This window comes from Intrasporangium mesophilum (assembly GCF_054783095.1).
Genome location: NZ_BAAGRF010000002.1, coordinates 63,954 through 87,126, shown reverse-complemented (window position 1 = coordinate 87,126; position 23,173 = coordinate 63,954). Strand labels below are relative to the sequence as shown.

19 protein-coding genes are annotated in these 23,173 nt (G+C 70.4%); 11 read left to right on the top strand and 8 right to left on the bottom strand.

The window, feature by feature from the left end:
- Positions 1 to 55 precede the first annotated feature (55 nt).
- The gene (locus ACYVLP_RS01105) at positions 56 to 2,662 is read right to left on the bottom strand and encodes an alkaline phosphatase family protein (protein ID WP_460625505.1); all 2,607 of its coding nucleotides are present in this window, start codon (positions 2,660 to 2,662) and stop codon (positions 56 to 58) included.
- A gap of 383 nt (positions 2,663 to 3,045) precedes the next feature.
- On the opposite strand from ACYVLP_RS01105, the gene ACYVLP_RS01100 reads away from it, so the two are divergent.
- The 4 genes from ACYVLP_RS01100 to ACYVLP_RS01085 all read left to right on the top strand — a co-directional run bounded on the left by ACYVLP_RS01100 (position 3,046) and on the right by ACYVLP_RS01085 (position 8,128).
- Positions 3,046 to 4,728 carry an alpha-amylase family protein gene (locus ACYVLP_RS01100; RefSeq protein WP_460625504.1) on the top strand — a complete coding sequence of 561 codons (1,683 nt, stop codon included), beginning with the start codon at positions 3,046 to 3,048 and terminating at the stop codon, positions 4,726 to 4,728.
- A 214-nt stretch (positions 4,729 to 4,942) separates the two neighbouring features.
- Positions 4,943 to 5,248: a Sec-independent protein translocase subunit TatA gene (gene tatA / locus ACYVLP_RS01095; RefSeq protein ID WP_460625503.1), complete on the top strand. Its 306-nt coding sequence runs from the start codon at positions 4,943 to 4,945 to the stop codon at positions 5,246 to 5,248.
- Between the two features lie 29 nt (positions 5,249 to 5,277).
- On the top strand, positions 5,278 to 6,081 hold the full coding sequence (gene tatC / locus ACYVLP_RS01090) for a twin-arginine translocase subunit TatC (protein ID WP_460625502.1): 804 nt from the start codon (positions 5,278 to 5,280) through the stop codon (positions 6,079 to 6,081).
- A gap of 172 nt (positions 6,082 to 6,253) precedes the next feature.
- Positions 6,254 to 8,128, top strand: a complete 1,875-nt coding sequence (locus tag ACYVLP_RS01085; RefSeq protein ID WP_460625501.1) for a DUF222 domain-containing protein — start codon at positions 6,254 to 6,256, stop codon at positions 8,126 to 8,128.
- Positions 8,129 to 8,283: 155 nt separating this feature from the next.
- On the opposite strand, the gene ACYVLP_RS01080 is transcribed toward ACYVLP_RS01085, so the two are convergent.
- Positions 8,284 to 8,667, bottom strand: a complete 384-nt coding sequence (locus ACYVLP_RS01080; protein WP_460625500.1) for an SHOCT domain-containing protein — start codon at positions 8,665 to 8,667, stop codon at positions 8,284 to 8,286.
- Positions 8,668 to 8,851: 184 nt separating this feature from the next.
- Between ACYVLP_RS01080 and ACYVLP_RS01075 the strand changes: the two genes are divergently transcribed.
- Together ACYVLP_RS01075 and ACYVLP_RS01070 are read left to right on the top strand one after the other, a co-directional pair.
- A complete protein-coding gene (locus tag ACYVLP_RS01075; RefSeq protein WP_460625499.1) occupies positions 8,852 to 9,400 on the top strand; it encodes a copper chaperone PCu(A)C in 549 nt (182 codons plus the stop codon).
- A gap of 123 nt (positions 9,401 to 9,523) precedes the next feature.
- The gene (locus tag ACYVLP_RS01070) at positions 9,524 to 10,027 is read left to right on the top strand and encodes a hypothetical protein (RefSeq protein WP_460625498.1); all 504 of its coding nucleotides are present in this window, start codon (positions 9,524 to 9,526) and stop codon (positions 10,025 to 10,027) included.
- A 64-nt stretch (positions 10,028 to 10,091) separates the two neighbouring features.
- Here the strand turns inward: ACYVLP_RS01070 and ACYVLP_RS01065 are convergent, their stop codons facing one another.
- From ACYVLP_RS01065 to ACYVLP_RS01055, 3 genes are all read right to left on the bottom strand, one after another.
- Positions 10,092 to 11,777 (bottom strand): AbgT family transporter, encoded by a 1,686-nt coding sequence (locus ACYVLP_RS01065; protein ID WP_460625497.1) that lies wholly within the window; start codon positions 11,775 to 11,777, stop codon positions 10,092 to 10,094.
- Positions 11,774 to 13,438: a leucyl aminopeptidase family protein gene (locus tag ACYVLP_RS01060; RefSeq protein ID WP_460625496.1), complete on the bottom strand. Its 1,665-nt coding sequence runs from the start codon at positions 13,436 to 13,438 to the stop codon at positions 11,774 to 11,776. Before ACYVLP_RS01060 ends, ACYVLP_RS01065 begins: the two co-directional genes overlap by 4 nt.
- A 298-nt stretch (positions 13,439 to 13,736) precedes the next feature.
- Entirely contained in the window at positions 13,737 to 14,411 is a 675-nt protein-coding gene (locus tag ACYVLP_RS01055; protein ID WP_460625495.1) for a TetR/AcrR family transcriptional regulator, read from the bottom strand.
- A 208-nt stretch (positions 14,412 to 14,619) separates the two neighbouring features.
- Here ACYVLP_RS01055 and ACYVLP_RS01050 point away from each other — a divergent pair, with 208 nt between their 5' ends.
- The 3 genes from ACYVLP_RS01050 to ACYVLP_RS01040 are packed head-to-tail and all read left to right on the top strand — an operon-like array spanning position 14,620 to position 18,167.
- A complete protein-coding gene (locus tag ACYVLP_RS01050; protein WP_460625494.1) occupies positions 14,620 to 15,411 on the top strand; it encodes an SDR family NAD(P)-dependent oxidoreductase in 792 nt (263 codons plus the stop codon).
- Positions 15,412 to 15,416: 5 nt separating this feature from the next.
- On the top strand, positions 15,417 to 16,544 hold the full coding sequence (locus ACYVLP_RS01045) for a DUF5938 domain-containing protein (protein WP_460625493.1): 1,128 nt from the start codon (positions 15,417 to 15,419) through the stop codon (positions 16,542 to 16,544).
- Positions 16,545 to 16,547: 3 nt separating this feature from the next.
- On the top strand, positions 16,548 to 18,167 hold the full coding sequence (locus tag ACYVLP_RS01040) for an acyl-CoA synthetase (RefSeq protein WP_460625492.1): 1,620 nt from the start codon (positions 16,548 to 16,550) through the stop codon (positions 18,165 to 18,167).
- A 147-nt stretch (positions 18,168 to 18,314) separates the two neighbouring features.
- On the opposite strand, the gene ACYVLP_RS01035 is transcribed toward ACYVLP_RS01040, so the two are convergent.
- The gene (locus ACYVLP_RS01035) at positions 18,315 to 19,805 is read right to left on the bottom strand and encodes a hypothetical protein (protein ID WP_460625491.1); all 1,491 of its coding nucleotides are present in this window, start codon (positions 19,803 to 19,805) and stop codon (positions 18,315 to 18,317) included.
- 391 nt (positions 19,806 to 20,196) lie between these two features.
- Between ACYVLP_RS01035 and ACYVLP_RS01030 the strand changes: the two genes are divergently transcribed.
- Complete coding sequence (locus tag ACYVLP_RS01030) at positions 20,197 to 20,610, top strand: helix-turn-helix domain-containing protein (protein WP_460625490.1); 414 nt, start codon at positions 20,197 to 20,199, stop codon at positions 20,608 to 20,610.
- A 77-nt stretch (positions 20,611 to 20,687) separates the two neighbouring features.
- Here the strand turns inward: ACYVLP_RS01030 and ACYVLP_RS01025 are convergent, their stop codons facing one another.
- The gene (locus ACYVLP_RS01025) at positions 20,688 to 21,161 is read right to left on the bottom strand and encodes a hypothetical protein (protein ID WP_460625489.1); all 474 of its coding nucleotides are present in this window, start codon (positions 21,159 to 21,161) and stop codon (positions 20,688 to 20,690) included.
- A gap of 171 nt (positions 21,162 to 21,332) precedes the next feature.
- The gene (locus ACYVLP_RS01020) at positions 21,333 to 22,067 is read right to left on the bottom strand and encodes a helix-turn-helix transcriptional regulator (protein ID WP_460625488.1); all 735 of its coding nucleotides are present in this window, start codon (positions 22,065 to 22,067) and stop codon (positions 21,333 to 21,335) included.
- A gap of 87 nt (positions 22,068 to 22,154) precedes the next feature.
- Here ACYVLP_RS01020 and folE point away from each other — a divergent pair, with 87 nt between their 5' ends.
- On the top strand, positions 22,155 to 22,898 hold the full coding sequence (folE, locus tag ACYVLP_RS01015) for a GTP cyclohydrolase I FolE (RefSeq protein WP_460625487.1): 744 nt from the start codon (positions 22,155 to 22,157) through the stop codon (positions 22,896 to 22,898).
- Positions 22,899 to 23,173: the final 275 nt, after the last annotated feature.

The window sequence follows — 23,173 nt, the reverse complement described above, 5'->3', positions numbered from 1 at the left end:
GCCCCCGTGCGCCCAGCATGCGCGGCGGTCAACGCTCGCCCGGCGGAGGCAGCCGTCATGAGCTGGCGACCTCCTCGTGCATGGTGGGGTCCTCGAGCGAGGGGTCAGCGGGCGCGGCGAGGTGGGCGCGGTGGCCGAGGCGCTCGAGCCAACGGACCAGCTGGCGGTGCACCTGGTCCGCGCCGTGGAGTCGGCCGTCGTCGGCGAGGAGGTCGTCGTCGACGGGCCAGTCGGCAGGATGCACGAGTAATGGACGCGTCTGCCAGCCACCGAGGCCGCCGTGGCAGCCGACGAGCTCCTCGAAGGCCGCGACCTCGTCGAGCACCGGGTCGTAGAACGAGTTGACGTAGATGTCCGGGGCGTCCTCGAAGCGGGCCGCCCGGTCGAAGTCGGCCCGGGCGTTCGGGCCGAACCCGGCCAGCGGGTCGCTCCCCTCGACGCTGCCCGTAGCGAGGTCGATGCTGCCGTCGCGGCCGATGGCGACCGGACCGGCCGGTCCCATGACGACGACGAACCCGATGCCGGGATGCGCCGCGAGGGTCGCCAGCAGGCCCGGGTGGCGATCCTCGATCTCATCGACCTGGAGGCGCTGGGGCTCGCGGGCGAACCAGATGCCGCCGAGGTTGCCCGAGCCCACGACCACGAGGTCCGGCCGCTCGGCCGACGCCTCTTCCGGGCCCGACTGCGGCACAGCGGGTTTCGCTGGCGGCGCGGCGTCCACCTCGGGCTCGGCCGGGCCGAGGGGGTTCTCCGGGTCGCGCGACCCCAGCGCGCGCTTGGTCAGCCGCCCGGTGACGCTGGCCTGCGCCGACAGCTGGCCCAGAAGGACGTTGACCGGGCCGTACGCCTCCACCTCGTCGGTGGCCGCCGCGACCTGCGTGCCGCCCCCGAGATGCTCGCGGACCAGCTCCTCCAGGGACTTGCCGTAGCGCTGCCGGAACGTCGAGCCCTGGCTCTGGCCGTGGTCCGAGACGAGCACGAAGTGGTACGTCCGTGGAGTGGCCCCCGAGGTCGCGACGGTCTCCAGCGCGCGCAGCACCTCGTCCAGGCCGTAGAGGGAGGCCAGCGACTCGGGGCGTGAGACGCCGGCGTGGTGGGCGATCTCGTCATAGTCGACGAAGTCGACGTAGATCGACTTCGCGCCGCTCATCATCGCCTCGACCACGAGGGCGACGTTGAGGTCACGCAGCAGCACGTTCGTCACCGCCCGCAGGGCCACGTACGATCCCTCGCGGTGGATCCTCGGCTGCACGTCACGCAGCACCTGCCGCCGGCGCTGGAAGACCTCCTTGACCATCTCGCCGACGCTCATCACGACGCCGCGGACGAGGCCGGCCGGGTGCGTGAAGAACGCGGCATACGACGCCGAGGGGCCCAGGCCCGTGGACTTCTGCTTGAGCCCACTCATGGTCAGCAGCGACGTCTGCGCGTCGCCGGAGAAGAGGTTGGAGATGCTGACGCCGTCGTCGGCCAGCAGGCCATGGCCGTCGGACAGGCGCGCCTCGATGACAGTCGCGTCCTCGGGCCGGTTGGCCACGAGCAGCCGCCCGAGGTCCCGGTCGAACCACCTGAACGCGGGTATGCCCTCGTTCGTGCCGTGCAGCAGGCCCGCCTGGCTCACCGGCGTGGTCGACGGCACCCGTGCCACCCACTCGGACCACGTGTGGCTGCCCGAGCGCACCCAACGGCTGATGGTCGGCAGGTTGCCGGCGCGGATCTCGTTCTGCAGCAACGGGGCCGGCACGCCGTCGAGCTGGACGAACACGACACCGGGCATCGGGTCGTCGGCGTCGTCGGCCGTGAGCTGCGTGCCGCGGCTCATCCGCACCGCGTGCACCGCGAGATAGTCCTGGCTGTTGATCGCGAAGAGCCACGTCATCGCCGCCATGACCGCGCCGTAGGTCCATGACGCGAGCAGCGCGGACCCCACACCGCTCACCTCCACACCCGGGGTCACGTAGAACGCCAGGCCCAGCACGATCGCGTTGGCGAACAGTGCCAGGAAGATGGCACCGGCCCAGCCGAAGTAGCCGGCGATCCGCACGAAGACCGGACGGAGCAGCCAGCCGGCGAGAGCGACCGCGACGACGGCGATGGCGAGCCCCAGGCCACTCGTGGCCGACACACCGGGCGTGAGCACCACCGTGAGACCGAGCACCGTCACGCGGATGACGAAGTCGAGGATTCCGGCCCCGACCCGGCTCCGCTCACCCGGCTCCGACCGGCCCAGAGCCTGGCCCATCGCGTGCTCGTCGCGCCGCTCGAAGAACGCCGTCGCGGCAGGGCTCCACAGCAGGTAGAGGATGACCGCAGCGATCACCAGGGCGACGACGCCTTCGCCGGCCCCGCCGTCGAACTCGCCCACGAGCACCCACGCGTACGCGACCCGGGCGGCGAGGACCGCGGTGACCACCAGGCGGGCCCAGTTCGCCCCACGAGCCAGGTACAGCGCCAGCACGACCTGAGCCACGGTCAGCGCGATGAACGTCCAGCCGACGACCGGCAGGGAGGTGTCCTCCTCAACGGTCGCGCCGAGACCGATGATCCGACCGCCGAAGGAGCCGACGGCATACAGCACGTCGGCGACTGCCGCGAGGACGACGAGCGCTACGACGATCGTGACGCTGAGGGGCCGCTTCCGAGCCTCGGTGGGTGCTGACATGCACCCATCCTCGGGCTTGAGGCATGCGCCGCGGTGCCGAATCACAGACGTCACCCCGCACGGGGCCGTCCCCCTCGCGAAAGGGCCGCCCGGCCTGCCCGAAGGAGGACCCGGGAATGGTGAAGAGCCCCATCTGCGTCCGGGCCCGTAGTCGGTCCGGACATCGCGCAGGTGGAGCCCTTCGATGGTGGAGTCTAGGAGACAAAGGCCGCCGCCGCGCGCTGAAATCGCCCAGCGTGGTGCCTGGCCGGGCGCGGCGAGGCCCGCCCACCACACGAGGGGGTATGCCGTCACGACCTTCTCGAGCGGCATACCCGCGACGGCGCCGACGGGTACGGACACCCCGACCGGGCTGCGCCGAACGACCGGAAGGGACCTCGCCGATGAGGATGAGCGATACAGCTGATCTGTGGTGGAAGAACGCCGTCATCTACTGCGCCGACGTCGAGACGTTCTACGACGCGGACGGCGACGGCGTCGGCGACCTGCTCGGCATGACCGACCGCATCGAGTACCTCGCCGACCTCGGCATCACCTGTCTGTGGCTGATGCCCTTCTATCCGACGTCACGCATGGACGACGGCTACGACATCACCGACTTCTTCGGCGTGGACCCCACCCTCGGGTCCCTGGGCGACTTCGTCGAGCTGGTGCGAACGGCCCGAGCGCACGGCATCCGGGTGATCGTGGACTTCGTCATGAACCACACGTCCGACCAGCACCCCTGGTTCCAGTCGGCCCGACGCAGCCGCGACGACCCGTTCCGCGACTATTACGTCTGGAGCCGGACCAAGCCGCGGTCGCGGCGCTCGGACGTGGTGTTCCCCGACCAGGAGGACAGCATCTGGCAGCGTGACGAGATCACCGGCGACTACTACCTGCACCATTTCTACAAGCACCAACCAGACCTCAATGTCGCGAACCCTGCTGTCCAGCAAGAGATCTCGCGGACGCTGGGCTTCTGGCTCGCACTCGGCGTGTCGGGCTTCAGGGTGGACGCCGTCCCGTTCCTCTTCGCGCGTGACGGGGTCCCTGGAGTCGAGGAGGACACGTTCGACCCGGACCGCTATCTCGGCGACGTGCGCAACTTCGTGACCCGCCGCGCCGGCGACGCGGTCCTGCTCGGCGAGGTCAACCTGCCCTATCCGGACCAGGTTGGCTTCTTCGGAGGCCCCGACGGAGACGGCCTCAACATGCAGTTCGACTTCAACGGCATGCAACGGCTCTACCTGTCCCTCGCTCGGGGAGACGCCGGCCCGATCGCACAGGCGCTCAGCGACCGGCCGGCTCTCGACGTGACGAGCCAGTGGGCCAACTTCGTGCGCAACCACGACGAGCTCACGCTCGACAAGCTCTCCACCGCCGAACGGCGCGAGGTCTTCGCGGCGTTCGGCCCCGACGAGGACATGCAGCTCTACGGTCGCGGTCTGCGCCGCCGTCTCCCACCGATGCTGGGCGGGGACGAGCGGCGCATGCGGCTCGTCTACTCGCTGATGTTCTCCCTGCCGGGCACGCCGGTCCTCTTCTACGGGGAGGAGATCGGGATGGGTGAGAATCTCGACATCCCAGGGCGCCTCGCGGTGCGCACCCCGATGCAGTGGACCTCCGGCCCGGGCGGCGGCTTCACCGCCGGGACGCCCGAACGGCTCATCCGGCCCCTGCCGGACGGCCTCTTCTCACCCGACCGGGTCAATGTCACCGACCAGAGGCACGACCACAGGTCGTTCTGGTGGTTCGTCCGGGGCCTCATGCGCCGGTACCGTCAGCTGCGCGAGATCGGGTGGTCGACCGCGACGGTGCTCAAGCACGACATCCCCTCCGTGCTCGCGCACCGATGCGACACCGACGGCTGGACGATGGTCGCGCTGCACAACTTCTCCCCCGACGGGACGATCGTCCGCCTACGCCTCGATGAGACGCCGCCGGGCACGCGCCTCGTCGACCTGCTCCCCCACGAGGGCTCAGAGGCCGTCGTCGGCGAGTCGGGCGCGGTCGAGCTGGAGGTGCAGGGCTACGAGTACCGCTGGCTGCTCCCCCTCGCCCCCGGCGCGGCTCCGCCCGTGTGACGGGACGCCTCGTTCAGGCTGGGGGTCGCGACGAATCGGGCTGGGTCGGCACGAATCGGGCGGGGTCGGGACGAAGTCTGGTGCGGTCGCGGCCGTGACCGCACGACCGGCAGGAAACACATCTGGCTTTGAGGAACCGCACGTACACTGCCGCCGCAGTCACAGCCACGTCAGCTCGGCCCGGCATACGGGCCGCGCGTCCAAGGAGTCACCTATGCTGCGCAACCTCAGCCCCGCGCACATCATGATCATCGCCATCGCCCTCGTCGTCCTCTTCGGGTGGAAGCGACTTCCGGACATGGCGCGCAGCCTGGGCCGCTCTGCCCGAGTCTTCAAGTCCGAGGTCGACGAGATGCGGAACGACGGCCGCAGCACGACAGCAGCTGCCCCCACGACCCCCGACGCCGAGTCGATGGACCAGGCGCAGCGAGACGCCGAGGCGAAGCTCGCCGAGGCCGAGGCCAGGCTGGCCCAGGCCCGCTCCGACGCGGAGCGGCTCCGAGGTGACTCGCGCCTCTGAGCCTGCCGGACCGCCGCTTATGACATCCCATGCTGCTGCTTCGCAGGCGCAACCCCGAAGGCCGGATGTCGCTGGCCGACCATCTCCGGGAGCTGCGCAACCGGACGATCATCGCGGTCTGTGCTGTGGTCGCGGGCGCGGTGGTCGGATGGGTGAACTACGGGCGAATCTTCGCGCGGCTGACCCAGCCCCTGCACGACCTCGCTGAGCGTCACCAGGGCGTCGTCAACGTCAACTTCACCGGGATGACGGACCCGTTCAGCACGCAGCTCAACATCTCCCTGTTCGTCGGCATCGTCATCGCGTCCCCTGTCTGGCTCTCCCAGATCTGGGGCTTCATCGTTCCCGGCCTGACCAGCAAGGAGAAGCGGATCGCGCGGCTGTTCGTTGCGACCGCCGTCCCGCTCTTCGTGGCCGGATGCGCGCTCGCCTACCTGTTCATCCCGCGGGCCGTCGACGTCCTGCTCGGCTTCACCCCGCCGGGTGCCTACAACCTTCAGAAGGCGACCGACTACTTCGACTTCGTGCTACGGTTCATGCTCGCCTTCGGATGCGCCTTCCTGTTCCCGGTCTTCCTCGTGGCGCTCGATCTCGCGCATGTCATATCTGGGCGCACGATGCTCAAAGGCTGGCGGCCGACCGTGATGCTCATCTTCGTCTTCTGCGCAGTCATGACGCCCACGCCCGACCCGTGGTCGATGTTGCTGCTCGCCATGCCGATGATCGCCCTCTACTTCGGCGCGATCGGCGTCGCCATCGCGCTCGACCGGCGGCGCGTGGTCGCGCGGCCCGACTGGCTCGCCGTCGAGGACGACCAAGCCTCGCCCTTGTAGCGGGACTTCCCGGGCCGTAACCAGGGGCGATGCCGTGGGCCATGACCCAGCCCACCACGTCGGCGGGTCTGCGGCGGGCAGGCCGTGATGCACGGCGTCCGGCTCAGCGTTGCGACCTGAGCCCTGTGGATGGCGGGATTGGGCTGTCGGTGGTCGAACGTATGTTCTACTCATGACGACGACGACCCGTGAGCCGGTGGCCGGTGTGGAGGCTGGTCTGGGCCTGGCGCTGGACCCGGTGGCGGTGTTGGCGTCGCTGGCTTGCTCGGAGCCGGATCCGGGGGCCGAGCTGGAGGGGTTCCGGGGGTTGCCGGGGCTGGCGGCGCGGTTGGCGCGGATCGCGGCCGAGCTGCGGCTGGTGACCCGCTCGTTCCCGACGTGGTGCATGCCCGAGGCCGGGGTGGGTGATGCCATCGAGCAGGCGCAGGCGGTGCGGGAGCTGGCGCACAGCCTGTGCGCGGTGCTGGCCGGTGAGGTGACCTCGCGGGGGCTGGGGGCTCGGGAGGGTCTGTCGCGCAATGACTGGGTGGCGGCGCGGGCGCCGGTGCTGGAGGGGGCCGGGGCGGGCGAGCTGACCGCGGTCGGGGCGATCATGACCGAGCCGCGGTGGCGGGTGCTGGCGGGCAAGGTGCGCTGCGGGGCGGCCACGGTCGCGCAGGCGGCGGTGCTGGTGCGGTTCCACGACGAGGTGGCCGGGGTCGCCGACCGGGAGCAGCTGGACGCGGTGGTCGATGCGATGGTGGAGCAGGTCGAGGTGTTGGGGGTGCGTCAGCTGCGTCGGCTGGTGCGTCAGGCGCGGGTGTCGTTGCGCCCGCCGGAGCAGGTCCAGGATGAGGAGGCGCGGCTGCGTGCCGGGCGGGCGTTGTCTCGAGTGGGCCGCTCGGCGGGTCTGATCGAGTACCGGCTGCGGCTGGACCCGGAGGGCGCCGCGGTGCTCGACGCGGCGATCGACCCGCTGGCCCGGCCCCGGCCGGACCTGGACTGGGACGCTTTCCCGGCCCCGTACCGGCACCCGGTCTGCGGACACCTGACCCGCCCGCCACACACCGCCGGCTCGGCCGGCACGGACGACACCGACGGCACGGACGACACGGACGACACGGACGACACGGACGACACGGCCGACACGGACGGCACGGACGGCACCGACGGCACGGCCGGCCCGGGCGGCACGCACGCCGCGACCCGCCCGCCACGCACGGCCGGCACGGCCGCCGCGGACGGCACGGACGGCACGGACGGCACGGCCGACATGGCCGACACGGACGACACGGACGACACGGACGACACGGACGACACGGCCGACACGGCTGGCGCGGCCGACATGGACCAGGCGGGCGCGGCCGGTGATGCGGCGCGNGCGGACGCGTTGCTGGAGCTGGTCGCTCGGGCGGTCGCGGCCCCGCAGGGGGTCACCCGCACGCCGCGGACCAGGCTGGTGGTGACGATGTCGCTGCAGGCGCTGCTCGGGCAGGTCCGCGGCGCCGGGCTGGCCGACAACGACGAGGTCCTGTCCGCGGCCGCGGTCCGGCGCCTGGCGTGTGAGGCCGAGATCATCCCGGTCGTGCTCGGCACGCCCTCACGGGTGCTGGACCTGGGCCGCACGCAGCGGTTCTTCACCCCCGCGCAGCGCCTGGCGCTGGCGGTGCGGGACCGGGGCTGTTCCTACCCGGGGTGCACGGTCCCGCCGCAGTGGTGCGAGGCGCACCACGTCCAGCCCTGGTCCACCGGCGGGCCCACCGACCTGGGCAACGGGGCGCTGCTGTGCGGGCGGCACCACACCCGGGTGCACGAGCTGGGCCTGGACGCCGAGGTCACCCCCTGGGAAGTCACCTGGCACCGACCCCCACCACCAGCACCGCAATCACCACCGCCGCAACCGGCACCGGCGCAAACGGCGCACCCGGCACCGGCAGCACGGGATCGCCCGCCGCCCGCCGCCACCGCAATCGCGACAGGGACCCGGACCGACTCCGGCACCAGGGTCAGTGCCACGGTCAGTGCCACGGTCGGTGCCAGCGGCCGGGTTGGTCGCGAACCACCCTGACCCACCTGACTGATCGGTGGGCTCAGTGGTGGTCTGCATCCCTGCACGTCGGGCTGCACGTCGGGCTGCACGGCCATCAGCGCACGACAAAGGCGGCCGGCCCGCCCGTGAGCACGGGACGGGCCGGCCGCCTCAGCACCGGAAGGCGGCTCGCGTCAGGCGAGCGCCTTGGCCTTGAGCTGGTCGTACTCGGCCTGCGAGATCGCACCCGAGTCCAGCAGCGACTTCGCCGCCGCGATCTGGTCAGCGGGCGTCTTTGACTCCTGGGCGACCGACTTGATGTACGACTCGGTCGACTGGCGGGCAGCCTCGTAGTCCTTCATCTGCCGCTCCGCCATGCCGCGGCCGCGGACGATGAGGTAGATCAGCGCAACGAGGAACGGGAAGATGATCAAGCCGATGACCCACAGGGCCTTGACCCAGCCGTTCACGTCCTTGTCGCGGAAGAGGTCCGTCAGGATCTGGAACAGGACCATCAGGTACATCACGAAGACGAAGGTCCAGACCAGCAGCCAGAACCAATCCCAGAAACTATTCATAGGTGCTCCCGTGGTAGTGAGGGGAAACGCGGCAACGCGAGAGGTCGAGCACGCTGATTCTCGTACAAACTCACCTCCGCGCGACCGCTTTTCGCGTATGCCGTCAGCATGTGTCGTGCGCCCGCCCGCCACATCACCCACGATGGGCGACACGGCTGCTCGCGACCGGTCCTACCGTCGATCCATGACGACTCGCCGTGCCTTCGCCGTCGCATTCCTCGCGCCGCTGCTCGGGGTGGGGATCGCTGCGTGTGAGCGACCGAGCCCTGCGACCGTCCAGCAGTCCCGGATCACGAACCCGATCCGGGAGAACAGCATCAACGCCCAGGTCGGGAACATCCGCCTGCTCGGCACCCGGATCGACACTGCCGCGGAGCGAAAGTCCATCGCGGGCTCGAATGTCGGCCTCTTCACGACGATCGCCAACGACGGCGACACCCCTGACAAGCTCGTCAGTGTCTCGAGCGTCTACGCAACCAGCGTGGTGCAGCGGCAGGGCACGAGCGGGCCGGAGCAACCCGTTGCGGTCGACATCCCCGGAGAGATCGCCGTGTCGCTGCAGTATGCCGGCGGCCTGCACCTCGAGATGGTCGAGCTGAGGATCACCGCACAGGCCGGACGGCTGCTGCCGGTGACGTTCACCTTCGAGAAGGCCGGGTCGGTCACCGTCAACGTGTTCATCGACGGCTTCGGCCTGCCCACTGTCTCGCCGCCGTCCCCGACCACCTCCTGAGCTGCCGACGACGCCACCCCGGCGCCATCGGGACGCGGCACCACCTGACGCGCCACACGGCATACCCAGCGGCAAGACGGGCCGCCCACCCAGCGGCATACCCGACGAACGAAAGGACCGGCCATGGCTGCGATCGCCATCGGATCACTCACCACAGGGCAGGCCGACCTCGTCCGCGAGACCGAGCCAGACCGGATGGCCCCGCTGTCGGAGGACGACCTGCTCGACCTGCACGCCCGCATCCGGCGCGCGCGTAACAAGCACGTCGGGCTCTATCGGCGCCAGGGGGCCGCGCTGGTGGCGGCCAAGGGCGCGCGGGGGTTCGCCCGGCCGGCCAACCGCACCAACGCCGAGCGCGCCGAGGTGTTCGAGCTCGCCCTGGCACGAGTCAGCGCGCGGATCGGCGTCGTCGCCAAGGCGGCGGCGAGCGACCTCAAGCAGGAGCGGCTCGCCGCGGCGGCAGCTGCCAAGGCGGGCACGGGGCCGGACACCGCGCCGGCCGCGGCCACCAAGGCGTCGGTGCCCTCGACGCGACGGCGGGCCACGAAAACCACCGGCGGGACGAAGCGCGACGCGTCGTCGCAGGCCGCCGGGGCTCGGCGCCAGGCCAAGCGCGACAGCCGCTGACTCCGGGCCCGACCGGGCGCCGGCTCACTCGATCCCCCGAGCTCGGGTGAGCCGGCTGTCCGTGTCAGCCCAGATGGACGGGGGCATCTGGGCCCCAAGGGATTCCGAGCACATACCAGAGGACGTAGAAGAGCAGCCAGGTCACGAGGACGATTCCGGTGTACGGGATCATCATCGACACCACCGTGCCCATGCCTGCCTTGCGGCGGTAGCGCTGGCAGACGAGAACGATGAACGGCAGGTACACCATGAGCGGTGTGATGACGTTCATCGGGCCGTCGCCGACGCGGTATGCCGCGATGACCGTCTGGGGGGCGATGCCGAGCTGGTAGAAGAGCGGGATGAAGATCGGCGCGAGGATCGCCCATTTCGGGATGACGCCGGGCATGATCAGGTCGATCACCGCGACGAGGATCACGAACCCGATGAGCAGCGGCAACGCCCCGACGTTGGCCCGCTCCAGGAGGTCGGCCAGCCAGGTCGCGGCGAGCCGGCTCATGTTGGAGTAGTTGAAGTACGCGATGAACTGGGCGATGAGGAGCATGAGGAAGATCAGCCCGCCCAGGCCGCTGAACGTCTTGACGATCGCGTTGATGACGTTCGTGCTGCCGAGCATGGTCTTCGCGCCGCGCCCGTAGCCAAGGCCCGCGGCGAGGAAAAGGATCGAGATGATGAACAGCAGGCTGCTCATGAACGGAGACGTCCCGAAGATCTCGCCGGTGTCCGGGTTGCGAAGCGGCGCGTCCGGCAGGACGGTCAGCAGGGCGATGACGAGCGCGGCACCGAGCAGCCAGTAGAGCGACATCCGCAGCCCGCGGGACTCGAGGCTCATCTCCTCGTCGCTCGGGACGTGCTCGACCTGGGCGTCGTCGGGTGCCTCGCCCGGGTCCCACTTGCCCAGGCGCGGCTCGATCAGGCGCTCGGTGATCCACGTGATGACGACGGCGCAGAAGATCGTCGACCCGATCGAGAAGAACAGGTTGTGCGTGACGTTGAGGCTCACGTGGGGCGCCACGAGCCCGAGGGTCTCGTTGGTGACCTCGGTGATGATGCCGTCGGCCGGAGTGATGAGGATGTTGACGAAGAAGGCAGCGCTGACGCCGGCATACGCCGCGGCGATGCCGGCGAGCGGATGCCGCCCGAGCGAGACGAACGCCGCCGCGCCGAGCGGGATGAGGACGAGATAGCCGGCGTCGGAGGCGACGCTCGACAGGCCACCGAGCAGCACGATGATGAACGTGATGAGGCCCGCCGGAGCCACCTTGACCATCTTGCGGATCATGGCGCCCATGAGCCCGGCCTCTTCGGCGACGCCGACACCGATCATCGCGACGAGGATGACGGCGACGACGCCGAAGTCGTTGAAGTTCTGCACGGCTGTCGTGAAGATGAACCGGATGCCGTCGCCCGTGAGCAGGCTGTTGGCGGTGATGGTCTCGCGCTGAAGCTCGTAGTCCGGGATCGGCCCGACGGGCGGGTGCGGGTAGCCCGGGTTGACCGTGCCGCCCTCGTAGTCGGGCACCGCCGGCAGGCTGCCCGGCTGGGCGACGTCGGCCGTCACGCTCGCCCCGGTCAGGTACAGGATGTGCGAGAGCACGATCACGCCGACGATGAGCCCGAGGAAGATCAGTGCCGGATGCGGGACCCGGTTGCCGAGCCGCTCGATCGCGTCGAGGAAGCGCTGTGCCCCGCCCGGCTTCTCTTCAGTCTCCTGGCTGCCGTTCGACGGCGACCCGGCGACGGTGCTCATGGCTGCGGCTCCGGGGCCGCCGCGCCAGGCTCGTCACCGGCACCGGCCTCGTCACCGGCACCGGCCTCGTCACCGGCACCGGCCTCGTCATCGGCACGGGGATCGTCACCGGCACCGGCCTCGTCATCGGCGTCCACCTCATCCGCGCTCTCCAGCGGCGGAGGCGGCATGAAGCCGAGCGCGAGCGCGATGAGCAGCCGGGTGCCGAACCCGGTGGCGCCCTTGTTGCGCCAGGCGCGTGGGGCCGGCAGCTGCGCCGTCCCCGCGATGTCGAGGTGCGCCCACGGCCGGTCGCCGACGAACTCGGCGAGGAACAGCGCGGCCGTGATCTGACCGGCGTTGGGTCCGCCCATGTTGGTGAAGTCGGCTACCACCGAGTCGAGCTGGGACCGGTAGGGCCGATGCAGCGGGAACTCCCAGACCGGCTCGTCGGTCACGGCGCCCGCCCGCCTGACCTGCTCGACGATCTCGACGCTGTTGCCCATGACGCCCGCCATGTCGACGCCGAGCGCGCGCAGGCACGCGCCGGTCAGCGTCGAGATGTCGACGATCGCGTCGACGCCCTGCTCGACCGCGAGCGCCAGAGCGTCGGCCATGACGAGGCGGCCCTCGGCGTCGGTGTTGAGCACCTCGACGGTCTTGCCGTTGCGCATGGTGAGGACGTCCCCGAGCTTCATCGCCGAGCCGGAGGGCATGTTGTCGGTGCACATGAGATAGCCCGTCACCTCAGTGGTGCAGCCGAGGGCCTTGAGCGCGGTCATCGAGGCCAGCACGGTGGCCGCGCCCGTCATGTCGTTCTTCATCTGGGCGTGGGACTCGTCGCTCGGTTTGAGGCTGATGCCGCCGGAGTCGTACATGATGCCCTTGCCGACGAGCGCGAGGTGCCCGGTCGGAGCGTCCGGCACGTAGCGGAGCCGGACCATGCGCGGCTCCTCGACGCTGCCGAGGTTGACCCCGAGCAGGCCACCGCAGCCCATCTCGATGAGCTGCTGTATGTCGAATACCTCGACCTCGAGACCGGACTGCGGCCCGACCTCCTGGGCGACCTCGGCCATTCTCGTCGCAGTGAGGATCGCGGCGGGGCAGTTTGCGAGGTCGCGGCCCAGGCTGGCCGCCGCGGCCAGGACGCGGCCCCGCTCGAGGCCCTCCTGCACCTGCTGCGCGAGCTCGGCCGGAGCGACGATGACGAGCGAGTCGAGTGTCGACTCGTCAGCGCCCTTGCCGATGAGGAAGCGCCAGCGCGCAAGCACGACACCTTCGGTCATGGCCTCTGCGAACTCCGCTGGGCTCAGGGCGGTTCCGGTCGCGGGAAGGCTCACGGCGAGGCGCTTCTGGTGCGGCACGGCGCGAGCGAACTCGCCTGCGAGGTCGCGCACCATCGCCGTGTCGACCTTCTCGCCGGCGCCGATCCCGACCGCGACGAACACGTGCCCGTCCGACGACGGCACGACAAGGGTCTGACCCCGCTTGCCGTCGAACCCCGCGGCGCGCAACGCTGCACCGCTGAGGCCGAGCTCCGCGGGCGGCTCACCGCCCTTCGCGAGCGGGATGGCCACCGCCCCGGCGTGCTCGGCCGGCGGCAGCTGGGCCGCAGTCGAGATCGAGGCGGTGCCGCGGGCGGACGGGATCGGGTCGATGGCGCGTGCCGCTGGAGTGCTCACGGGAGCCCCCCTCCTTCCAAGAGTGACGCTCACGAGCATGCCGACCTCTCCGAGCACGGCGACTCACCCAGGCGGGGTGAGCGCACCGGTTCGAGCTCGTGAGCCCTGAACGACCTCAAACCTCGGACGCTGGGCGCAGACCGTCACTCATCCAGCGCACCGCCTGACGCAGCTCAGGCTCCGGGTCGAGGAACCCGGTTCGAGGAACCCGGTTCGAGGTATCCGAGTCGAGGTATGGAGTCGCGGCATGGCACGACGAAATACCTCGAACCCGGAATACCTCGAACCAGGAAATACCTCAGGCGGCCATCATGCGCTCGAGGACGAAGACGGCGTCGCGGCGCAGGCGATGCGGGGCTGTGGTGTCACCGGCCAGATGCCGGTGGAGGGCATTCTCGAAAACCCCGTCGAACACGGCATACGACCCGGCGGGCGTCATCGCGACCTCGCTGCCGGCGAGCTCGGCGTGACGTGACACGACCCGCCAGATCATCTCCTCGAGCTGGCGGTCCAGGTCGATGACCGTCGAGAGCAGGCCCTCCTCGAACATCGCCTGGACGCGCAGGTCGTACCAGAGCCGGTGCATCGCGGTGTCCTCGAGCATGGTTCCGACGAGAGCGTCGGCGAAGGCCTGCGCGAGAGCCGGCGCGTCGCGCGACTCGGCGACGATCTCGTCGTAGCGCGTGACGCAGTGCTCCTTGTAGCGGCGCACGCAGAAGGTGATCAGCTCGATCTTGTCGCGGAAGTAGTAGTGCAGGACGCCGTGGGAGAAGTCGGTCTTCTGCGCGATCTCCCGCAGGCTGGTCCGGGCGAAGCCGAGCTCGCCCAGCGTGGCCAGGGTGGCGTCGGCGAGCTCGGCCCGGCGCGCCTCGAACTTGTCGACCCGGGCCCTCTCGAAGCGGTCGGCCGCGGGCACGACGACCTGGCTGGCTGGCGTCATGTCGGGCTCACCGCCTTCGTCTCGGGTGCTCACGTCGGCCCGCTCGTCCGGCATATCTCGGTCGGCGGGGTGCCTTGCACTCTATCCGGGGTTGTGTCTTGACGAGTGTCATAGAGAGTTTGGTCAAGTGTCAAGGAAACTCTTGACAAGTGTCCAGGACCGGGAGGAGCCTGCTGCCAACCGCGACCCGACGGGGGTTCGCGGCCCAAGCCTCAAACCAGTGCCGGCAAAGGAGCCCGCCATGACCTCGATCGACCTCACCGGACGAGTGGCCCTCGTCACCGGAGCCGCCCAAGGGCTCGGGGAGGGCATGGCATCGGCCCTCGCCGCGGCCGGGGCGCGCGTCATGCTCGCCGACGTCCAGGACTCCGGCGAGCAGGTCGCGAAGGAGCTCGGCGAGGAGCACGGGTTCGTCAAGCTCGATGTCACGGCCGAGGACGACTGGGAGCGGGCGGTCACCGAGACGGTCGAGAAGCTCGGCGGCCTCGACGTCCTGGTCAACAACGCCGGCATCGAGATCACCAGCCTCATCTCCGAGGTTGACCCGGCCGACATCCGGCGCATGCTGGACGTCAACATCCTCGGCACGACCCTCGGCATCAAGCACGGCCTGCGCGCGATGCGGCCGGGCGGCGCGGGCGGCAAGGGCGGAGCCATCGTCAACGTCGCGTCGGTCGCCGCGACGATCGCCTTCCCCGGCATCGCGGTCTACTCGGCGACGAAGTCGGCCGTCGACCGCCTCACCCGGGTCGCCGCGATGGAGTCGGGCAAGCTCGGGTACGGCGTCCGCGTCAACTGCATCTACCCCGGGCTCGTTCCCACCGCAATGGGCGCCGGCCTGGCCAACGACTGCGCCGAGCTCGGGCTCTTCCCCTCGCCCGAGGCGGCCGTCGAGGCGGTCGTCGGGCTGACCCCGGCCGGACGTCTCGGCCAGGTCGACGACATGGCCGATGCCGTGGTGTTCCTCGCCTCCGACGCGGCGAAGTTCATCACCGGCGTCGGGCTCCCCGTCGACGGCGGCATGGGGATGTGATGACGATGACCGACAAGCCCGTCATCGTCTACGGCGCCTCCGGCTACACCGGCCGTCTCATCTGCGAGTACCTCCGCGAGTTCAACGTCCCGTTCGTCGCGGCCGGCCGGGACAAGGACAAGCTCAACGAGGCGATGGCGCAGAACGTCGCCGGCATCGAGACGGCGAACTTCGAGATCCAGACCGTCGAGCACTCGGTCGAGGCGCTGACCGAGCTGTTCCGCGGCGCTTCGGTTGTCTGCAACACGGTCGGCCCGTTCGCACGGTTCGGGCCTGAGGTCGTCGAGGCCAGCCTCGCGGCCGGCGTGCACTACCTCGACACCACCGGCGAGCAGGACTGGCTGATCCGGTGCGACGAGAAGTACGGCGCCGACTTCGCCGCAGCCGGACTGCTGCTCGCCCCGGGCGTTGCGCAGATGTACACCACCGGCGAGATCGCCGCGCAGCTGTGCCTCGAGACACCTGGCCTCGACACGCTCGACATCGCTGTGTTCTGGAGCGGATCCCCGACGATCGCCTCGACGCAGTCCATCCTCGTCAACGCCGCGATGTCCAAGGCGTACTACCTGGAGCAGAACGCCTACCAGGAGTGGGACCCCGACGCCGGCCTCTACCAGCTGGCCATCCCTGGCCAGCACGAGCTCGCCCTCGCGCTCCCGTGGGGTGGCACCTCGCACCCGGTGTGGTTCCGCCGCGACCCGCGCGTGGCGAACGTCCGCGTCCTCGGCGGTGTCCTCAACAAGCCGCTGATGCTCGGCGTCCCACAGATCGTCGCCGCGGCGCTCGAGGCCACCAAGGACCTCGACCCGGACGCGAAGTACGCCGCCCTCAAGGCGACCGCGGAGCAGGTCATGAACCAGATGCCGCCCCGCGAGAACCCTCGCCTCAACAAGTCCCTCGACTCGGTTCACGCCTCGGGCCCGCTCGGCCGCGCGCACTGCGTCATCCACGGCAACCAGAACTACAAGCAGACCGGCGCCCTCCAGGCGTATGCCGCATACTCCCTTCTCCAGCAGCCGCCCCACCGCGCCGGCTTCGCCTCCGCCTGCCAGGCCTTCGGGCACCGCGAGCTGCTCGGTGTGCTCCGCTCGTTCGGGCTCGTCATGGAGCCGGTCCTCACCATCGAGCGCTGAGCCGTGCGGATCGTCGACTACCTCGACAAGGGTGCCTCGCTCGGCGCCGATGCGCCGTGCCTGACCACCGACGGGCAGTCGATGACGTATGCCGCCGTGCAGGCCCTGTCGTTCCGCGTGGCCGCTGCGCTCGCCGGGCGTGGGGTGCGGCCCGGCGACAAGGTGGCGATCCTGTCCGCGAACGACCCCGTCGCGTTCTCGTGCGTCTTCGGGATCAGCCGCGCGGGCGCCGTGTGGTGCCCGATCAACCCGCGCAACGAGGCGATGGAGAACCGCGAGCTGCTCGACCTGTCGGACTGCTCGGTGCTCGTCTTCCAGAAGTCTTTCGCAGGTCTCGTCGCGCGCATCCGCGACGAGCTGCCGAAGGTGCACACCTGGGTGTGCCTCGACGGCGACGTCTCCACCGACGTCGCCGGCGCGGTCACCTGGACAGAGTTCCTGGCCGGCGGGGGTGGTGCTCTCACCCCGATCCCCCCGGCTCCCGCTGGCCAGGACGAGACGCGCGGCGGGGCAGGTCCGGTCATCGTGGAGGGACCGGACCTCCCCGCCGTTGCGGATCTGGCGATGATCGTCGGGACCGGCGGGACAACCGGCCGGCCCAAGGGCGTCATGCTCACGGGCACCAACCTCGAGACGATGACGGCGCTGACGCTGATGGGCTACCCGTTCGTGGGACGACCGGTGTACCTCGCGCTGGCGCCGCTGACCCACGCGGCCGGGGTGCTGTGCTTCCCGATCCTGTGCCACGGTGGCGAGATCGTCATCATGCGCGCGCCGGACGTCGGCGGCTTCCTGCGCCTGGTCGAGCAGCACCGGGTGACGCACACGTTCCTGCCCCCGACCCTCATCTACATGGCGCTGGGCCACGAGGCGCTCGACACGACGGACCTTTCGTCGCTCCAGTGCTTCTGGTACGGCGCGGCGCCGATGTCGGTGAGCCGGCTCGAGGAGGCTCTACGCCGGATCGGCCCGGTCATGGCCCAGCTCTTCGGCCAGACCGAGGCGCCGATGATGGTCTCGATGATGCCGCCCAAGGACCACTTCCGGGCGGACGGCTCGATCGCGGTCGAGCGCCTGTCGTCCGCAGGCCGTCCGGGACCACTCGTCACGGTTGCCGTGATGGACCCGTTCGGCGGGCTGGTGGCGGCTGGCGAGCGCGGTGAGATCGTCGTGCGCTCCTCGCTCGTCATGCCTGGCTACTACAAGAACCCGGACGCGACGGCCGAGGCGTCCCGGTTCGGATGGCACCACACCGGTGACATCGGCTTCCTCGACGACGAAGGCTTCCTGCACATCGTCGACCGGGCCAAGGACATGATCATCACGGGCGGCTTCAACGTGTACTCCACCGAGGTCGAGCAGGCTCTGATGCAGCACCCCGACGTCCAGGAGTGCGCCGTGGTCGGGCTGCCCGACGACAAGTGGGGCGAGCGCGTCGAGGCCGTCGTCCAGGTGCTGCCGGGCCGCTCGGTGCAGGAGCCGGAGCTAATCGCGTTCGTCAAGGACCGGATCGGCTCGGTCAAGGCACCCAAGGCGGTCCACGTGTGGTCCGACCTGCCTCGCTCCAAGGTGGGCAAGGTCCTGAAGACCGAGATCAAGTCCACCCTCAGCAGCACCCTCTGACGCCCGGTCCTGACGCCCGGTCCTGACGCCCGGCCCTGACGGCCCGGCCCTGACGCCCGGCCCTGACGCCCGCCCTGGCGGTCGCCGTGCCGCCGGCATGGCCGTCCCCGGGTCGAGTCTTGTCGGGTCCCGCTGCGTCGAGAACGCTCAGATCCAGGCTGGATGCGGTGGGATCACCACGGCACGGACCGAGCCGAGGTCGACCACCCACCGGTGTGCCTCGTCCGGTGACTCGCTGGGAGCCGTGACGCCCGGTCGGGGGGCGACGCGTGCGATCTGGCTGCACTCGGCCGGCTTGCACCATCGCGGCACATGCCCGCCGAGCTGTTGCCGCAGCATCATCTGCATCGTGCCCGCCATGATCCCGCCGGCGTTGGACGCCTTCTCCTTGGGCGACTGGTACAGGATCACCTGGGGGACGGTGCCGTCGGAACGCGGCTGGGTCGCAAGGGCGACAACGGCGTCATACTGCCTCCGCGTCTGGAGGTGGCCGCCGAGGTCGGCGCGCCAGATGGCGACCCCGGTGACCGCGAGCGCGGCAAGGCCGACGATGCCGGCGATCCGTGACCTCCGAGACCCGATGAGGAGCAGGGCCGTCGGCAGCAGGACGGCGAGCCAGGCCCAGAGCTCGCCCCGGGTGTCGGTGACAACGCCGGTGACGAGGGTCTGGGCGACGTCGAGGCTGATGACGACGGCGATTCCAAAGAGCACTCGAACGAGGCGAGGCCGCACGGCCTCGTCCAGCCAGCCGAGGACGACGGTGGCGACGCCGACCACCACCGCCGGCCACACCCCGCTGACGAGGCGGATGAACTCGTGCGCATAGCGGGTGACGTTGACCCTCAGGGCCGACAGGCTGCGCAACGGGTTCGGTCGCCGCCACGCGGCGATCTCGATGCCGAAGTGCCCGAAGACGATCCCGTTCAGAAGGTCGATCACGAGGACGCCGAGGGCGAAACCGACGAGATAGCCGACCGCGAGCAGGATCAGGTCGCGCCAGCGTCGTACCCCCAGCTGCACGACCGCGGCGAGGAAAAGGACTACCCCGACAGGCGGGTAGGTCAGCATCGCCGCGACGGTGCCGACGACCAGCCAGAGCCCCAGCCGAACCCGGGTCCCGGCCAGGAGCGGGAGCGTCCAGACCCCGACGGCCGCGACGATCACGGAGGGCGTGAGCGTGCCTGGCCAGTAGAACAGCTGCACCCACAGCGCGGACACGAAGATCGTGAACCCGAGCAGCGCGTCGACCGCCCAGTGCAGCCGCGGCATGGCCAGGCGCAGGATCCGCCAGAACCCGACGACGAAACCGAGGTATGCCGCGACGTACGTCAACGACGCCGAGAGCGGAGTGCTGTGCTGGCCGATGACCTTCCACCACAGGGTGTTGAGCCACCGCCCCTCGTGCAGGTCCTTGGACAGGACACTGCCGGCGCCCGGGGTGTGCGACGGGAGCAGATATGGCCAGTCGTCGCGCCGGATGAACGGTGCGACCGCCTGCTCCCAGACGCCGGTGACGATCAGGGCGATGACGAGCACTGCGACGACGACGACCCAGCGCGGCGGGCCCGTGCGTGGCAGGCCACCACCCCGCAGCCGAACGTGCCACGGGGATGTCTGGACGAGGCTCTCGGCCGTCAAGCGAGCGGTCTCCATCTGGGTCGACGATCGGACCATCCGACGCTACGCGCCGAAGCCGGACATTCGTCCTGCCACGGGTGTTTGCCCAGCGACTTCGGATGGAACTCGCGGCCACGGCGCTGCAGACCGCAACACACCGAGCAGTCGGCAGGTCCGACGGAAATATCCGTCACACCTGGCCGGTGCTCGGTGTGTTGCACGGAAGGCTCGCGCCGTGCCGACCCCGCGCCATGACCGGCCCGCTCGTGCGTCTACGAGGTAGTGGCCCTTGGGTGTCCGACCCCGCTGGGCCACCCAAGCGTCTCCCCCGACCCGCAGGTGCGCTCACGAAGGACCCCCGTATGCCGCTGATCGTCGAGACCCCGCCCGGCGCGGGTGCCCGGGTCTGCGCATGACGCGGCGGCCCGGGCGCGGCTCGAGGCGACCGACGCCGGAGGTTCGCGGCCCTGACCCCCAGGCGCGGCAGCGGCAGCCCGACCAACGGCATACCGACACCCAGGCGCGGCACCGCGAGCCCGACCAACGGCATACCGAACCCGGGGTGCCGTCGACGGAAGCGAAAGCGCCGCACCCGCGACCCGAGGTGCCACCTCCGGAGGGGGCGCGGCATACGCCGGCCGACGCGCACGCGTCCCGAGACCGGCTGCTGACCCCGCAGGAGGCTGCGGACCTCATCCACGTGAGCCGCTCGACGCTGCTCCGGTGGGCGCGCGAGGGCAGGCTTGCGTCGGTCACGATCCCGAGCGGCCGCCGCAGGTTCCGGCTTGGCGACCTGCCCGGGTTCGGCGACAACCACGTGCCGTGACCAGGGTCGGTCGGCCCTGTGAGGTCACCTCGCCCGATGCGGTGGTCCTGAGGCAGGTGCCGGTGCCAGCTGGTAGATCACACAGGTCGCGGGACAGTGGCAGCCGCCTCTACCGCCATCGGCTCGGCGCCCTCGCGCCGCGCGCTGCCCGCGACGCGCACCTCGCCGTCCGCGCCCTCGCCGAGCGCGACGACGCACGCCTCGCCGGGCAGCAGCCGGTGCGAGGGAGTGTCGAGGACTACGGGCTCGCCCGACCTCGGCGCGTGCGTGACGACCAGGTCGGTGACCTCGCTGCCGCCGTCGTTGCGGATCCAGACCCTGGGGGCGGGGCTGTTGAACCCGGGCACCACGGTCACGACGATGGCGCTCTCGGCCGGCCGGTCACCGCCCGCGGCGCCGTCTGCTGCGTCTCCGGCGGCGACTTCGGGAGTGTCTCCCGTGGGGACTTCAGGGCCGAGCTCAGTGGCGCCCTGGGCTGTGGCGCGGGCAACCTCCCGGTCGAGCCCGGCGGCGTTCCTGCCCCGGGACGAGATGTGCCAAAGGCGCGTCATGACCGCACCGCCCCGGTCGCAGCCGACCGGCGCTCGGCGTCATTCACGTTCATCGCACACCTCCGAGTCGTGACCTTGCTTGCTTCCCCTGTTAGACGTGCGGGGCGCCAGTTCATGACGACCTGACGAGCGTGGTTTCGTCCGTTCCGCTCGCCTCGACAAGACAGCCACCTAGCCAGGGATGTCTCCGCCCCTGGCCCGCAGCTCGACACAGCACTCGCCACGGCGCGGGACGAGCTCGGCGCTGACCCGCGTCGCCTCGAGCCCGGAGAGCACACCCGAGACGAACGCATGGTTGATGCCGCAGACGAACTCGGGCGCCCGGCTCGCCAGCGGGTGGAAGGGGCAGTTGCGCAGCCGGATACACGCCGGCTCCTCCCGCTCCGGCTCGAACCCCTCGCTCGCAAGGATCCGCTCGGCCATGGTCAGGGCGCGCTCCGCGCCGATCCGGCCGGGCCGGGTCCGCGCACGTTCCTGCGCGCCGAGGTCGTGGCCACGTTCACCGGCCACCCGGGAGGCAGCGTCGCGGGCGTCCTGCGTGTCGTCCTCGGCGAGCACTGCCTCGAGCAGGATCTCGGCGAGCAGGCCGTGACGTCGCTCCGGGATGCTGACCCGGATGTCGGCGTCGGTGGCCTCGTAGACCTTGGGCGCTCGCCCGACCCGGCGGCGGCCCTCGGCGGGGGCGAAGTCGGCGCGCAGCAGGCCGATGTCGACCAGCTTGTCGAGGTGGAAGGCAGCGAGCTTGCGGGAGATGCCGACGACGGCCGCGGCCTCGTCGCGAGTCACCGGGCGGCGTGCGGTCCGGATGAACTCGTACATGCCGCGGCGGTGATCGTCGTCCAGGGCTGCGACCGCGCTGATCGTCGGTTCGATCGCCACGAGGTCCACGATATCGCCAGCGAGCATGGCCTCAAAGCTGCCGCTGTCGGTAGTCGAGCCTAGGCTTGACCGGAGCGGGTGATTATGACCAAGATTGTTTGGTTAAATTCGAGCGTGGATGTCACAGAGTCCCGGATTTCCGGCCGGGACCCAGAGGTCGTGGAGGTCGTGATGACGATGAGCACGAACGCAAGCAGCAGGACGCGCGGAGGCGGGTCTGCCACTGCGTCGGCGATGGCGCCGGCACCCGCAGCGCCGACGCCCGCCAGGGCGCCGGCCCTTCGTGTGGTCCACGATGCCGAGGGGGTGGATGTCCCGGCTGCCACCGCGGCGGCCGCCGACTTCCTCACCGCGCTCGGGGTGCCTCTCGACTCCGAGAGTCTGCGGGAGACCCCGGCCCGGATGGCGCGGGCGTACGCAGAGCTGTTCTCTCCGCGTCCGTTCGACCTGACGACCTTCCCGAACGACGAGGGGTACGACGAGCTCGTCATGGCGCGAGACATCCCGCTGCGTTCGGTGTGCGAGCACCACCTGCTGCCCTTCGTCGGGGTCGCGCACGTCGGATACCTTCCGGGCGAGCGCATCCTCGGGCTCTCCAAGCTCGCTCGCATCGTGGAGCACTTCGCCTCACGGCCACAGGTGCAGGAGCGGCTGACCAAGCAGGTCGCCGACTGGCTCGAACAACAGCTTCTCCCGCAGGGCGTCGGAGTCGTCATCGAGGCCGAGCACACGTGCATGACCCTGCGCGGCGTCCAGGCGCGCGGCTCCAACACGGTGACATCAACGATGCTGGGCGTCCTTCGCGACGACCCGCGCTCGCGGCAGGAGTTCTTCGCCCTGACCGGCATGGGCGCCTGACCGCGCCGGTTCAGCACGCGGCCCCGGGGACCCCCACTCCGTCAAGTGAGCGCCCCCGAGGCTCCCCCCACCCCGTCGAGTGAGCGCCTCGTCACGTGCGTCACACGGCTCCGCACACGCCTTCCGAATGTGGCTGGTGTGACTCAGCGCTCACTCGACCTGATGGGTCGGCAAGCCCTCTGCCGGGGACGGACACGCACGCGCGCCCGGCCCGGCTCAGCGGCAGCGCGGGCTCAGCGGCAGCGCGGGCTCAGCGGCAGCGCGGGCTCAGCGGC

Bases quoted from the DNA above. Each gene is read 5' to 3' on its own strand.
- ACYVLP_RS01105 (WP_460625505.1), bottom strand. From the start codon at position 2,662: ATGTCAGCACCCACCGAGGCTCGGAAGCGGCCCCTCAGCGTCACGATC.
- ACYVLP_RS01100 (WP_460625504.1), top strand. From the start codon at position 3,046: ATGAGGATGAGCGATACAGCTGATCTGTGGTGGAAGAACGCCGTCATC.
- tatA (WP_460625503.1), top strand. From the start codon at position 4,943: ATGCTGCGCAACCTCAGCCCCGCGCACATCATGATCATCGCCATCGCC.
- tatC (WP_460625502.1), top strand. From the start codon at position 5,278: ATGCTGCTGCTTCGCAGGCGCAACCCCGAAGGCCGGATGTCGCTGGCC.
- ACYVLP_RS01080 (WP_460625500.1), bottom strand. From the start codon at position 8,667: ATGAATAGTTTCTGGGATTGGTTCTGGCTGCTGGTCTGGACCTTCGTC.
- ACYVLP_RS01075 (WP_460625499.1), top strand. From the start codon at position 8,852: ATGACGACTCGCCGTGCCTTCGCCGTCGCATTCCTCGCGCCGCTGCTC.
- ACYVLP_RS01070 (WP_460625498.1), top strand. From the start codon at position 9,524: ATGGCTGCGATCGCCATCGGATCACTCACCACAGGGCAGGCCGACCTC.
- ACYVLP_RS01065 (WP_460625497.1), bottom strand. From the start codon at position 11,777: ATGAGCACCGTCGCCGGGTCGCCGTCGAACGGCAGCCAGGAGACTGAA.
- ACYVLP_RS01050 (WP_460625494.1), top strand. From the start codon at position 14,620: ATGACCTCGATCGACCTCACCGGACGAGTGGCCCTCGTCACCGGAGCC.
- ACYVLP_RS01045 (WP_460625493.1), top strand. From the start codon at position 15,417: ATGACCGACAAGCCCGTCATCGTCTACGGCGCCTCCGGCTACACCGGC.
- ACYVLP_RS01030 (WP_460625490.1), top strand. From the start codon at position 20,197: ATGACGCGGCGGCCCGGGCGCGGCTCGAGGCGACCGACGCCGGAGGTT.
- ACYVLP_RS01025 (WP_460625489.1), bottom strand. From the start codon at position 21,161: ATGACGCGCCTTTGGCACATCTCGTCCCGGGGCAGGAACGCCGCCGGG.
- ACYVLP_RS01020 (WP_460625488.1), bottom strand. From the start codon at position 22,067: ATGCTCGCTGGCGATATCGTGGACCTCGTGGCGATCGAACCGACGATC.